This is a genomic window from [Flexibacter] sp. ATCC 35208, from assembly GCF_001975825.1.
GTDB lineage: Bacteria > Bacteroidota > Bacteroidia > Chitinophagales > Chitinophagaceae > Chitinophaga.
In genome coordinates this window covers 32,949-45,750 of sequence record NZ_MTKN01000002.1, presented here as the reverse complement: position 1 = coordinate 45,750, position 12,802 = coordinate 32,949, and the positions used below count along the sequence as shown (strand labels likewise).

Annotated in this window: 11 protein-coding genes; 6 read left to right on the top strand and 5 right to left on the bottom strand. The window is 44.3% G+C overall.

What is annotated here, in order from left to right; all coding sequences use genetic code 11:
* Nucleotides 1-101: 101 nt before the first annotated feature.
* The 4 genes from BW716_RS01730 (at nucleotide 102) to tssD (ending at nucleotide 3,271) form a co-directional block, all read left to right on the top strand.
* On the top strand, nucleotides 102-956 hold the full coding sequence (locus BW716_RS01730) for a TssN family type VI secretion system protein (RefSeq protein WP_083720379.1): 855 nt from the start codon (nucleotides 102-104) through the stop codon (nucleotides 954-956).
* A 25-nt stretch (nucleotides 957-981) separates the two neighbouring features.
* A complete protein-coding gene (locus tag BW716_RS01725; RefSeq protein ID WP_083720378.1) occupies nucleotides 982-2,157 on the top strand; it encodes a hypothetical protein in 1,176 nt (391 codons plus the stop codon).
* 29 nt (nucleotides 2,158-2,186) lie between these two features.
* Nucleotides 2,187-2,699 (top strand): type VI secretion system TssO, encoded by a 513-nt coding sequence (gene tssO / locus BW716_RS01720; protein ID WP_083720377.1) that lies wholly within the window; start codon nucleotides 2,187-2,189, stop codon nucleotides 2,697-2,699.
* 182 nt (nucleotides 2,700-2,881) lie between these two features.
* Nucleotides 2,882-3,271, top strand: a complete 390-nt coding sequence (gene tssD, locus BW716_RS01715; protein ID WP_083720376.1) for a type VI secretion system tube protein TssD — start codon at nucleotides 2,882-2,884, stop codon at nucleotides 3,269-3,271.
* A 169-nt stretch (nucleotides 3,272-3,440) separates the two neighbouring features.
* Here tssD and BW716_RS01710 read toward each other — a convergent pair whose 3' ends face one another.
* Nucleotides 3,441-4,175 (bottom strand): GntR family transcriptional regulator, encoded by a 735-nt coding sequence (locus BW716_RS01710; protein WP_083720375.1) that lies wholly within the window; start codon nucleotides 4,173-4,175, stop codon nucleotides 3,441-3,443.
* 41 nt (nucleotides 4,176-4,216) lie between these two features.
* Here BW716_RS01710 and BW716_RS01705 point away from each other — a divergent pair, with 41 nt between their 5' ends.
* Entirely contained in the window at nucleotides 4,217-5,488 is a 1,272-nt protein-coding gene (locus BW716_RS01705) for a hypothetical protein (protein ID WP_083720374.1), read from the top strand.
* A 285-nt stretch (nucleotides 5,489-5,773) separates the two neighbouring features.
* On the opposite strand, the gene BW716_RS01700 is transcribed toward BW716_RS01705, so the two are convergent.
* The 4 genes from BW716_RS01700 to BW716_RS01685 form a co-directional block, all read right to left on the bottom strand.
* On the bottom strand, nucleotides 5,774-6,304 hold the full coding sequence (locus tag BW716_RS01700; protein WP_083720373.1) for a YceI family protein: 531 nt from the start codon (nucleotides 6,302-6,304) through the stop codon (nucleotides 5,774-5,776).
* Between the two features lie 152 nt (nucleotides 6,305-6,456).
* Nucleotides 6,457-7,401 carry a type I pantothenate kinase gene (coaA, locus tag BW716_RS01695; protein ID WP_083720372.1) on the bottom strand — a complete coding sequence of 315 codons (945 nt, stop codon included), beginning with the start codon at nucleotides 7,399-7,401 and terminating at the stop codon, nucleotides 6,457-6,459.
* Between the two features lie 47 nt (nucleotides 7,402-7,448).
* Nucleotides 7,449-8,807, bottom strand: coding sequence for an NAD-dependent succinate-semialdehyde dehydrogenase (locus BW716_RS01690; protein WP_083720371.1), 1,359 nt, complete (start codon nucleotides 8,805-8,807; stop codon nucleotides 7,449-7,451).
* Between the two features lie 28 nt (nucleotides 8,808-8,835).
* Nucleotides 8,836-9,822 carry an AraC family transcriptional regulator gene (locus BW716_RS01685; RefSeq protein WP_083720370.1) on the bottom strand — a complete coding sequence of 329 codons (987 nt, stop codon included), beginning with the start codon at nucleotides 9,820-9,822 and terminating at the stop codon, nucleotides 8,836-8,838.
* A 118-nt stretch (nucleotides 9,823-9,940) separates the two neighbouring features.
* On the opposite strand from BW716_RS01685, the gene BW716_RS01680 reads away from it, so the two are divergent.
* A complete protein-coding gene (locus BW716_RS01680; protein WP_083720369.1) occupies nucleotides 9,941-12,715 on the top strand; it encodes a TonB-dependent receptor in 2,775 nt (924 codons plus the stop codon).
* Nucleotides 12,716-12,802: the final 87 nt, after the last annotated feature.

Below are 12,802 nucleotides of genomic sequence, written 5' to 3'. Positions count from 1 at the left end.
TTTGCATGTAATATACCCTTATGGTTTGATTCCGGGCCCAGCGGAGTATTCCAGCCCCAGATTCATCCAACAGGTTTAACCCTTTCCGAGGAAATAAGACTATGATACTAAAAGCTAAGATCTACATTGTACTGGCGGCATTCATGGCTATCGGCTCCCTGATAGTGGGCCTGCTAAGCCGTTATATTAAAAACTTTTCCCTATATAAGAAAAAGGCACTCTGGTACCTGGCTATCATGGTATTGGTATTTGCTGTCATCAGCTCTATTCCGTTCCTCTTTACACACCAGAATTCTATGAGCCAGTATGTCTTCTACGAAGTATGGTTCCTGGGTTTAGGCGTAGTACATTGTAACCTCATGTATACCCGTTTCTGGGGTAGTGAAGATGCGTTTGGTTCAGAGCTGGCATTCATCGTGGCTATCTGGTTATTTGGTGGGATCGGGTTCATTCTCATTCAGCATCTTTTTGCGAAAGGAGAGTTTTCTTTCTACCCGCTGCTTACCTGTATGTTCGCATTCGCACTGCCTACATTTGTGTACAAGACATTCGAAAAGATGATGGCCATTCCTGCCAAAATTTTCAAGTGGTGGCAATATCCTGCTTACCAGGAATTGCCCGAAGTAAATGAAGATGATATGCGCGACCTGATCGTAATTGGTTTCGAACTGGAGAAGAAAGTAACAGATCATGACCGCACCTACTTCCGTGCACGTACACCTATCAAAATGGACCTGGGCGATCTCTTCTATCATTTCATCAATGACTATAATGACCGTTATCCCAATACGCCGATTGACGTAGTGGATGCAAACGGACAACCATATGGCTGGGTATTTCACCTCAAATCAGGTTGGCTGGGTACAGCTAAAACCCTCGATCCTGACAAAGCTGTATTCATGAATGGCATGCGTGAAAACAGTGTCATTATTTGTAACAGAATTATTATCAATTAATCCCTGCATTTTAAATTATTCATCCATGGCAGAACCGCTTAAATATTTTCCCGTCAACTGGGTTGATGGTATGAAGATAAAGAAGCAGCATTTCGTTGAAACAGAAAACGCAATGCTGGATCAGATAAGGGATGCTATTTCCAGCGGCTTGCATGCGCAGAACTACGGATTGCTGCCTGCAAAAGCAGAAAGTAAAGAATCATTACGTTGCTGGTTTGTAACCGATAACCAACAACAATGGAGAGTGAAACTCACCGAATGTCGTGCCGTTACCCCAGGTGGCGCGAGAATTGAAATTCCTGAACACACTGTACACTCGCTGAAATACGCTACTACTTTTCCTGAAGCTACATTTAACTGGGATCCACAGCATACAGAAAATGCTTACTATATTCTCATTCAGGTAAACCCCTTCAATCGTCAGCCAAGCGGAGAGCCCTTGCTGCACGAAGACCCACCACGGTTACCGTATGCCACACCAGAATATCATTTGTATGTAACACCTGCATCTCAGTTACCACAAGGACAGTTAGGCAGTTATCAGATGGTACTGGGTCGTATCAACATCGTAGATGGACGGCCGCAGATAGATGATGATTATATACCACCATGTACTATGGTGTATGCGCATCCTGCACTGGCAGACCTGCACCAGGAGCTGGATCAGTTCCTCGGTCAGCTGGAACTATATGGTGTGCACATCGTACAGAAAGTATATGCACGTAATCAGAACAATGATCTGGCGCAGGTAGTATTGTACATCACTGAAAGATTAGTACAATACCTGGGCACACGTATCTCACAGTTCCGTTGGTTAGGTATTTATCAAACACCTGCAGCAATGCTGGAAGTGATAGCTGGACTGGCACGTACCATGAAGAATGCGATCGATCAGCGTGCAAGTGCAGGTAAAGAAGAATTGCTGAATTACTTTTCAGAATGGTGTGAACTGAAGCAGGGTGAGTTGGAAACGCTGATGGTAAATTGTGCAAACATTCGTTACAAACACATAGATGTAAGAGAATGTCTGCAACCTATGATCCCTTTTGTACGTGCGATCAATAAGTTGTTCGAGAGCCTGAGCAGACTGGATTACATTGGTCGTAAGATGGACAGTGGCATCTTCGTAAAAGAAGAGTCAGCAGAGGATGCAGAATATTTACGTAAGCATAAAACCAGGAAATGGTTTTTTACAGATTGATCATAATTTTCAACTCAATTTAATATCACATGCGTGTACTGAACAAGCAGGAAAGATTATCCGCTTTTTTATGGTTCCTGTTATTTTTTATCGTTACAGTAGGTCTGTTTGTCCTGGCCATATTTTTCAACTTCCAGGTGCCAAGCCGTGAGAATGCAGAGCTGCGCAAAGAGCTGGCTACATTCCGCCAGGAGCAGGCATTTCAGGGAGAATTTCTGGGTAAGCTCGAGAGAGTAAGGAACAATTTAGACTCCATCAATCTGCCAAACCAGAATGCAAATTATATGGATCAGGTCATTGCACAGGATCTGGTAAGCATGCGTAACTCTATACCTAAGGATGCGGTAACGCATTATGGCTTGTATGCAAACATCATACAGAACTGTCTTTTGTTGCAACAAAGTAAGCAGCAATTGCGTGGATTATCGAATGCACAACAGAGTATTGCGGAGCTGAAAGAGAAGATCAATGATCTGAACAAAGAGTTGGAAAATGCAAGAAGCGAGCTGGATTACAATAGGCAGTTAATGAGAAGCAGGTAATGGTTTTATACATATCATTACTGATAAATGATTAAAAATATAATTTGTTAAAGTGGTGTTTTAGGGACTGTTTGGCTTGGCTATACGGGGAATTATTTTTAATTTTAAGCATCATAATTATATAAATAAATAAATAGCCCTTAATTGTTAATTCTTTATTGTAAACCTTAAACATTTAACCCATGTCATTCAAATCCGTGTTTGAAGTAGCAGGAAAACAGTTGGTTGTTAAACACTGTAGCTACGACCTCACCCAAGAAGTAGATGCAACTGGTCGCCCTTCAGCAATTACCCGTGGTGGCCGCATCCGTTTAATCGTTGAATCTAATGGCGACACTGATCTGTTCGAGTGGATGGTGAACAACTTCGAAAGGAAGGATGGTACTATCACTTTCTACAAGAGAGATTCAGATGCAAAGTTGAAATCGCTAAACTTCAAGGAAGGTTATCTGGTAAAGTTTGAAGAAACTTTTGATTCAGATAATCAAAACCCGATGACGGTTGCATTCACTATCTCAGCCCGTGAAATTGCCATGGGTAACGCATCCCATATTAATGAATGGGTAAAGTAGTGGTATGATTTGCTAAATGAAAATTATGCCTTTTAATGAGCCCCCCTGCGCCAGCAGAGGGGCTTTATATTTTTATTGAAATTGCAGTTAGCTTAAACAATTTCCTCTTCAACAAAAAAGAACTTTCCATCAGTAAAAAATGCTATTTCCCTTGCTGCCGCAGTCCAACCTACTCCCGCCGGCTTTCAACAGTATATACAAAACTATCCGGTCTATAATAACCTACATTATATTCAATCGGTAAATCATCCTTATCATACACAAATCTCCTTCTAAACAAAACCGGACTTCCCGCATCAATCTCTAATTTCGCTGCCACAAATTTATCCGCTGCTCTTGCACTCACTTCCTCTTTTGACAATGTTGCCACTACGCCATAATCCTTATCCAGGATATCATACAACTGCCTCTTAAAATCCTCTTCTCCTGTCAACCCTATCCCTGGATGAAACCATGAAATAAAATAAACAAACGGCCCCTCCGGCGTTCCTCTCAATCGCTCTAATTTCAGGATCTTCTGATTAGCAGGAATACCAAAAAATGCCACCGCATCATTATCTGGCAACACCCACGTTACATGCAATTCAAAATTCCGCACCTTTAAGCCCCTTGCCTGCATCTCCTGCGTAAAGCTGATCCAGTTCTTCGCCTTAGAGCTGATCTTCTCCAAATCCGCCACTTTAGTACCTACACCTTTCTTTCTCACCAGCAATCCCTCGTACACCAGTTTATTTAACGCCTGCCGCAACGTAGACCTCGATATCGCCAATTGCTTCGCCAACTCTACCTCATTCGGCAAAAACTGCCCGCCCGCATACTTCGGGTCCCTGATCATATTGCGCAATAACTGCTCCGCCTGTAAGTGTAAAGGAACTGGATTCTGATGATCAATACTTATTTCCATCTGCCAAAATTAATCATTATGTTTGTATGTATATACATACTATGAGAAAAAAGGTCTTCTTCTTCGCTCTTATCATGCTTGCCGTGCTATCATCCGGCGCTCAAAACAAACAACTGGCCACTAAAATACTGGCAGATCACCGCCTCGATACTATTCAGGCACGGGCTTTACGACTACTCACAGGTTTCACCGCCGGCACCTCCTATGGCGAAGTCTGGATCAGGGATTTCAACACCTTTATCAACGGCTCTCTCGCCGTTCATGGCAAAGAAAAGGTGAAAGAAATGCTCCTCCTCTTCTTCAGCATGCAGGGCAAAGATGGCAATATCGTAGACGGCATGATCTCCAAACAAAAAGCACAGGCAGGCTATGATTATATCTATTCTGACCTCGCCCCGGAATGGGCCGCCCACAAAAATACCGTGGAAACAGATCAGGAATCGTCTTTGGTACAGGCAGTATACAAATACATCAAACATACCAATGATACAAGCATCCTGCACATCGTCATCGATCACCAAACCGTGCTACAGCGCCTGGATGCGGCATTGCAATATGTACACAAAGCCCGCTGGTCAGCTAAATATAACCTTGTCACCGGTGCTACTACTATTGACTGGGGAGATGTACAACCTGAAAAAGGATGGGGTGTGGTGATCAATGACCATACAAAGTGGTCTATTGATATCTATGACAATGCGATGTACGCTATTGCACTCAAAGAATACGCGGAGTTATCAAAAAACAGATCCTACCTCACCCAATACAACCAACTCAAAACCAACGTTCGCAAATACCTCTGGCAATCTGGTGCTGGTAAGTATCTGCCACATCTCTACCTCAATGGTAGCCCTTTCTCTCCTGATTTCAAAGAAGATGAAATCATCTATACGGGTGGTTCTGCCTGCGCAATCCTCGCTGGTTTCCACTCTCCGAAAGAGATCGCCGGCATTAATGAGCAAATGCTCGTGGCTGCTACTAAAGAGAAATATGCCACCATTGGCATCACCGTCTACCCGCCTTATCCTGAAAAGGAGTTTCCAAATATGAAACCTTATGTGTATCAGAATGCTGGCGACTGGACCTGGTTTGGTGGTAGAATGGTACAAGCCCTCATTGAGCATGGTTTTGCCAAGGAAGCTTACGATGAACTCAGCCCGATGCTGGACCGTGCCCTTAGCCACCATGGCTTCTATGAATGGTATGATGTACAGACTGGCGAGCCAAAAGGTTCGGGGGATTTCAGGGGAGAGGCAGGGGTATTATATGATGCAATTACTATCCTTAAGAATTGGGCAAAGCAGCAAAAGTAATCTGGTGGCTACGCTGCTAAAGGCCTGCCCAACCATCAAAAATAATTTGCTTTCTTGTTTATATGTCTATATGTTTATACATATTGACGAGGCTTTATGCATATCGGATTTTTCCTCCTCGCTGCTGGCTTGTAGCAATCTACCTGCTCAGAAAAAAGAATTCACCTCGATATACTAATTCAATCAAAAAAGAGATACCACCCTTATACGGCCGGTATCTCTTTTTTCGAACTACCATTACCAACTGGAGAAATCACTAAAGCGCCCCAGCTGTTTTGAAAAAAATTAATTCACCGGAACATTCACCTCCATCTTAATAATGTCATCCACCTTACCACCCGGTGTACCCACTCCAAAATCACTCCTGTTCACATCAAACTTCCCTGCGAAAGTTCCACCACTACCCGCTTTCACAAAAGTAAATGGAATAGAAAACGGCTTCTTTACACCATGCATGGTCAACTCACCTTTCGCTACATACCCACTACCTGATTTCGTAATCTCTGTAGAAGTGAATGTAATGGTCGGATATTTTTTCGCATCCAACCACTTATCACCCTTCGCATGTGTATTCTTCAAACCATTACCGGTATTGATACTAGACACATCAATAGTCACATCAAATTTAGAAGTATTCAGATGTTGCTCGTCAAATACAACCTTTCCTTTCAAATCTTTAAAAATACCATTGGCGCCAGCAGCAGAAAACTTTACAGCATAACCAGCAGCGATCTTATAATCTGGTCCGGAGAGAACCGTAAACGCTGATGCTACCAAAATAATCAGGGCAGTAACAGGAAGGAGGATTTTTTTCATTGTGCTTGAATATTTACCCTAAAAGTATGCAAAAAAGGCTCCAACAAAAATGGCTTTGCCATCAGGCAAAGCCGTTCAAAATATTCTTTTAAGACAATTTTCAATACTGCTGCGAAAAGCATCCCCAACAATTAAAAAACAGCCTGCAAATTTTAAGTCTTTCTTAACTTCAACGACTGCACAAAATGATGATTTCCCTTCTCCAATATCAAACTCGCCCTAAACCTTGTCGGTAATATATTCTGCACCAGATTCGGCTTATTGATCTCATTCCATATCTTCCTCGCTATCTCCTCTGACTCCGCATCTGTCAAATGTGCATATCTGTGAAAATAAGACTCAGGATTCGCAAACGCCGTCGTCCTCAATGACTTAAACCGCTCTATATACCACTGCTCCAAATCCTTATCCTCCGCATCTACAAAAATAGAAAAGTCAAAAAAGTCCGATACGAATATACTCGGCTCCGGTGACCCCAATGGCCTCGGCCTCACCTGCAACACATTCACTCCCTCTACAATCACAATATCCGGCGATTCTACCCACTGCATTTCATTCGCCAGCACATCATACTCCAAATGACTATACAGCGGCGCAGCCACCTTCTCTTTCCCCGATTTCAGATTCGCCAGAAACTGTACAAGCCTCCTTATATCATAACTCTCCGGAAACCCCTTTCTATTCATAATTCCTCTCTGTTCCAATACCCTGTTCGGATATAGAAACCCATCTGTCGTTACCAACGCTACTCTCGGATGATTGGGAAACGCAGCCAACAACCATTGCAATACACGCGCTGTCGTACTCTTTCCAACCGCCACACTTCCTGCAATCCCAATAATATAAGGCACTTTAGTCACCTTCCTTCCCAAAAAGGTATTCGTTGTTGCATGCAGTTCCTGCGCAGCTGTTACGAACAGATTTAACAATCGTGACAGCGGCACGTAGATTTGTGTAACCTCTTCCTTTGTCAGCGGCTCATTTAACCCATGTAGCTTATCCAGATCTTTGATCAGGTGTTCCATGAGTTCATCACTTTTATTTGCCCATTCTTCACGGGCAATCGTGATATAGGGAGCGTAGTTATTCCGTGTCATTTAGTTTAGATCTGTTGCCTGTTTATCGATTCCGTTGTTTCAGGGTGCTAAGCTATGTAAACCGTTTTAACATTCAAAAATTCATGTGTGCCTTCCAGGGAAAGTTCCCTGCCATATCCCGACTGTTTTACGCCCCCAAAGGGCAGACGGGCATCTGAACGCACCATGGCATTAATAAATACATTGCCGCTATCGATCTGTACAGCCAGTTTTCTCGCTTTATCAAGATCGCTGGTCCAGAGAGAAGACCCCAGCCCATAGGGCGTCTGGTTCGCCAGCGCAACAGCATGTTGCTCATTATCAGCCTGAATAATAACAGCCAGTGGGCCGAATGTTTCTTCGTCAAAAGCTGTCATGCCTGGTTTTACACCGCTGAGCAGGGTAGGAGCGAAGTTCGCACCCGAACGCTGCCCACCTGTAATCAGTTTCGCACCCTGTTCTATGCTCTGATGTAACTGATGTCCTAACTCCGTTGCCAGATCCGGACGGGCCATTGGCCCCATGTCAATTTTCTGCAAGGTAGGATCTCCCTGGCTCATTTGCTGTATGAGTGTGGTCACCTGTTCTGTAAATGCCTCAACTATTGCCTGGTCTACAATCCAGCGCTTTGCCGCGATGCAGGACTGACCAGCGTTCTGAAAACGGGCTTTTACAGCTGTACGTGCTGCCTCTTCCAGATTCGCATCTTTCAACACGATGAAGGGATCGCTGCCCCCCAGTTCCAACACCGTCTTTTTAATATATTTTCCTGCCAGCCCTGCTACGCTCTGACCAGCAGCAGTACTACCGGTGAGGGTCACACCCTGTACACGATCATCGGCAATCAGCGGTTCTATATGTTTAGAATTCACCAGCACGGTTTGAAATACGCCTTCCCGGAAGCCAGCTTCTAAAAATACCTGCTCCATGGCCAGTGCACAACCGCTTACATTGCTGGCATGCTTGAGTATACCTGCATTGCCGGCAAGAATATTAGGAATGGCAAAGCGGAACACCTGCCAGTAAGGGAAATTCCACGGCATAATAGCGAGAATTATTCCTTTCGGCTCATATGCCACATAGCTCTGCTGCCCATCAGATTTGATGATTTTTGAGGCCAGCATGCTACCAATATTTTGCACATAATATTCAGCAGATGTAGCGCATTTCAATACTTCAGCTTTTGCTTCTTTTAGTGTTTTCCCCATTTCCCGGGTGATGATCGCAGCGTGTTCATCGGCTTTCTCTTTCAACAGATCCGCGAGCTTTTGCATCCATGCACAACGCTGCTCCAGCGAAGTCTGCTTCATAGCCTGGTATGCCTGATGACCTTTAACAAGTTTTTCTTCCAGTTCTGATGGTGTGTGCGCTGTATATTCAGCAATGGTTTCCTGTGTATATGGGTTAATACTCTTAAAGGTACTCATGTGAATGAAGTTTTGATAAAAGTAAGGATTATAATTGCTTGAACTGATCAGGAGCGCAATTATAATACCGTGTAAAACTATTCACAAATGCAGCTACATGACTATACCCTGTTTCATCTGCTACCAGCTGCAAATCGATCTCCGGCAATGTTAATAATACCGCTGCTTTTTCCAGTCGCCATAAGATGACGAATGCATCTACACTGGTGCCATATAAATGTTTGAATCCATATTGTAATTTCTCCGCAGAGATATCAAACAACTCACACAATTCTGAAATTTGCACACCAATTGTATTCGCTTTGATATATGCTTTCGCACTATCAATACTATTGATATCTTCATTCGTCAATGGCTGATATTCCAATGGAGGATATTGTAACTGTGCAAAGAAATGCACTAACAATAATTCACATTGTTTGCTGATATACCTGCTACGTGCATATTCATTACACCCCAGTGGATTGCGTATCTGTTCAAGGAGCATCGAAGCATATGCATCCAGCGCTACAGGTGCTGCATTAATTACACCACCAAGTGGATTCGCAGCTTTAGCAGGTAGGATGGCTTGTTCAATAAATGCACGCTCCGCAAATAATGGTAGTTGTGCTTCACCGAATTCAATGTTTAAAAAACAATGCGTACCCGGATGTATAGACACTGCTTTTTCTTCATACGTTACATAAAATAAATTCAGATCTCCCTGTCGTACATGCTCTGGTATTCCGCCACGCATGCCAGAATGTACATTGAGCGAAGAAAGCGTAACAGCCAGATGCAAACCCGGATGATCTACATGAGGATGAATATCTATAACCTGTGAAGTGATCACGTGGTGTTGCCAGACCCGAAAAGGTGTTGCTTCCAGCAATTGCTTAAATACAAATACGCGGGCATTGCCGTATACCGTTCTTCTTGCATGGGGAACGATATAGGAATGCATAATTTCGGGGACATTCTCTACCTGGACGAAGTCGGCGAAAATTTGTTGTTCTGCCTGTCTGATTAAATTCATATCAGATATAAGTCGATTGACTAAAGCGATTGGTACTCAAAAGTACTCATAATTATGTGAGTAGTAATAGTATGCAACAAATTGGGTATATTTAGTTTAATCACCCAAACCTGTAAATATGTCAACCAAGATCGTGTACTGTATGGCAATACTATGCCTCTGCCTGACTGTAGCAAGTGCCCAACAGAAAATAACCGGAAAAGTAACAGATGCCACAACCGGCGTGCCATTAGAAGGAATTACCGTAAGGGTCAGACTCAGTAGCTCCGGCAGTTTAACCAACAAGTCCGGTGAATACACCATCGAGGCCAAAGCCAATGATGTACTGGAAGTAAGTGCCATCGGCTTCACCCCACAGGCCCTTTCCGTCAATGGCCGCTCTGTGGTCGATGTAAAACTGGTCTCCGCCGTCTCGGAACTCAACCAGATCGTACTCGTAGGTAGCCGGGGTACGGGTCGTGCCAGAACGGAAACGCCCGTTCCCGTCGATGTCATACCCATTGCCCAGGCATCCCAGTCTACTGCCAAAACTGATCTCACTGCCGTCCTGAACATGGCCGCTCCCTCCCTGAACTACAACAAACAAAGTGGAAGTGATGGTGCAGATATGATCGACCTCGCCACCCTCAGGGGCCTTGGACCTGATCAGACCTTAGTGCTTGTAAATGGTAAAAGACGCCACCAGACAGCCTTCGTAGCCGTATACGGTACCCGTGGCCGTGGTAATTCAGGCACTGATCTCAATGCCATCCCCGAAGCTGCCATCGACAGGGTCGAAATCCTTCGCGACGGTGCCTCTGCCCAATATGGCTCCGATGCCATTGCAGGAGTAATCAACCTCATCCTCAAAAAAGACGTGAACCACCTCAATGTGACCGCAGGTTATGCCGGTTATTATGACCATAAGTACAATACCTGGTTTGGGCGTAAACAATCCCAATACCAGTACGGTGTACCTATCGATGGAAATACCGGTACCCTGGGCCTCAGCTATGGCCTTCCTTTGGGTAAAAATGGCGGGTTCCTCAACTTTTCGGGCAACTTCCTCATCCAGGGTAAAACCTACAGACAAAACCTCGATACAAACCTGAGTCATAAAGATGGACTGCCTGTGAACAGTGTGAGAAGAGGTGCCGGCGATGGCTCCCGTGTAAATGGAGGTGGCATGATCAACCTGGAAGTGCCTTTTGGTACAGGCAGCACCACCCTCTATGCTTTTGGTGGATATAACTATAAGAGCTCCGATGCCTTTGCCTATTCCCGTTCATTCAGCGGGCATCCGGATCGTTTTCCTACTGATGATAACGGAAACCTGATCTTCCACAAAGACATTATGTACGCTGTACCAGGCGACACCATTTTTGATCCACACATCCAGACCCATGTCAGTGACATCTCTGCTGCTGTAGGGGTAAAAGGTGAATTTGGAGAAGGCTGGACCTGGGATGTGAGCAATACCCTGGGCAGAAACAATTTCCACTTTTATGGAGATAAGACTTTCAATGCCTCTTTGGGTGCAAACTCTCCTACCCACTTCGACGATGGCGGGTTCTCCTTTTTACAAAACACGGCGAATGTAACTTTCACCAAAGCAATCTCAAATTTGAACCTCGCTTTTGGTGCAGAATACCGTTACGAAAGGTATAGCATCTACGCAGGCGAAGAAGCCTCTTACACCAATTACGATCCCACTTTTTATAAAGCCACCGGTTCCCAGGGTTTCCCTGGCTATCGCCCCAGCGATGAGGTCGTGGCCAATCGTGGCAATATCGCAGCCTATGTAGATGCAGAACTGGATGTGACCAGTAAATGGCTGGTAGGTGCTGCTGTCAGGGCAGAAAATTACTCTGACTTCGGCTTCACCACCAATTACAAACTGGCTACCCGTTACAAAATCACAAACGATTTCAACATCCGTGCATCAGTAAGTACTGGTTTCAGAGCGCCTTCCTTACAGCAAATCAACTACAGTTCCCAATACACCAACGTACAGGGTGGCACGATCACCGAAGTGAAGATTGCGCCTAACTACAACGCGATTACAAGAGCTGCAGGCATCCCTGATCTGAAACAGGAAAAGTCAATCAATGCCAGTCTTGGTTTTACCTGGAAACCATTGCCAATACTAACTTTAACCCTGGATGGATACTATGTAAAAGTAAAAGACCGTATCGTACTCTCCGGTCAGTTCAGCGCCAGCGATACCACGCTGGATGCAGAAGTATACAATACTTTAAATGAGTTACACATCGACAACGCACAGTTCTTTGCGAATGCTGTAAACACTTCCAACTATGGGGTAGACCTCGTCGTTGATTATAACAAACGCTGGAGCAATCACCATTTCCGTGGATTATTCACAGGCAATATCCAGCACATGACAATCGACAAGATCAATGTACCTGCTAAATTAAATGACACGTATGTACACCGTCAATCCTTCTTCAGCGACCGTGAGCAACGCTTTGTAAAAGCTTCTGCACCACCGGTAAAAATGGGCCTGAACCTGGAATATGGTGTTAATAAGATCAGCTTTGGTTCACACCTCACTTATTATGGTAAGGTAGAATTGTATGGTTACGGTTATTCCGGCGACCTGGCTGGTACAGGTATCAACCCGATCGTAGAACTGGATGAAGGTGGAAAGACAGTGCCAGAGTTATTTGTGTACAGAGGAAAGGTAGTGACAGATGTATATGCGGGTTATAAATTCAACAGGCATATCAACTGGTTTGTAGGTGTGGATAACGTATTTAATGTACATCCTGATTTAGGCTATGTGAAAGGCGCGAAGCTGTCAGCTTTTGATGGCGAAGCAGGTGGTGCCTGGGATCCGGTGCAGATGGGGGTGAATGGAATGCGGTTATTTACGAGAATAGTATTGGACTTTTAAAATGTAAAAGGCATCTAAACGAGGAATGATATCTAAACCAGAAAATACATCGGTTTCCGATGCCTTTTCCCTAAAACAGGAACGGCT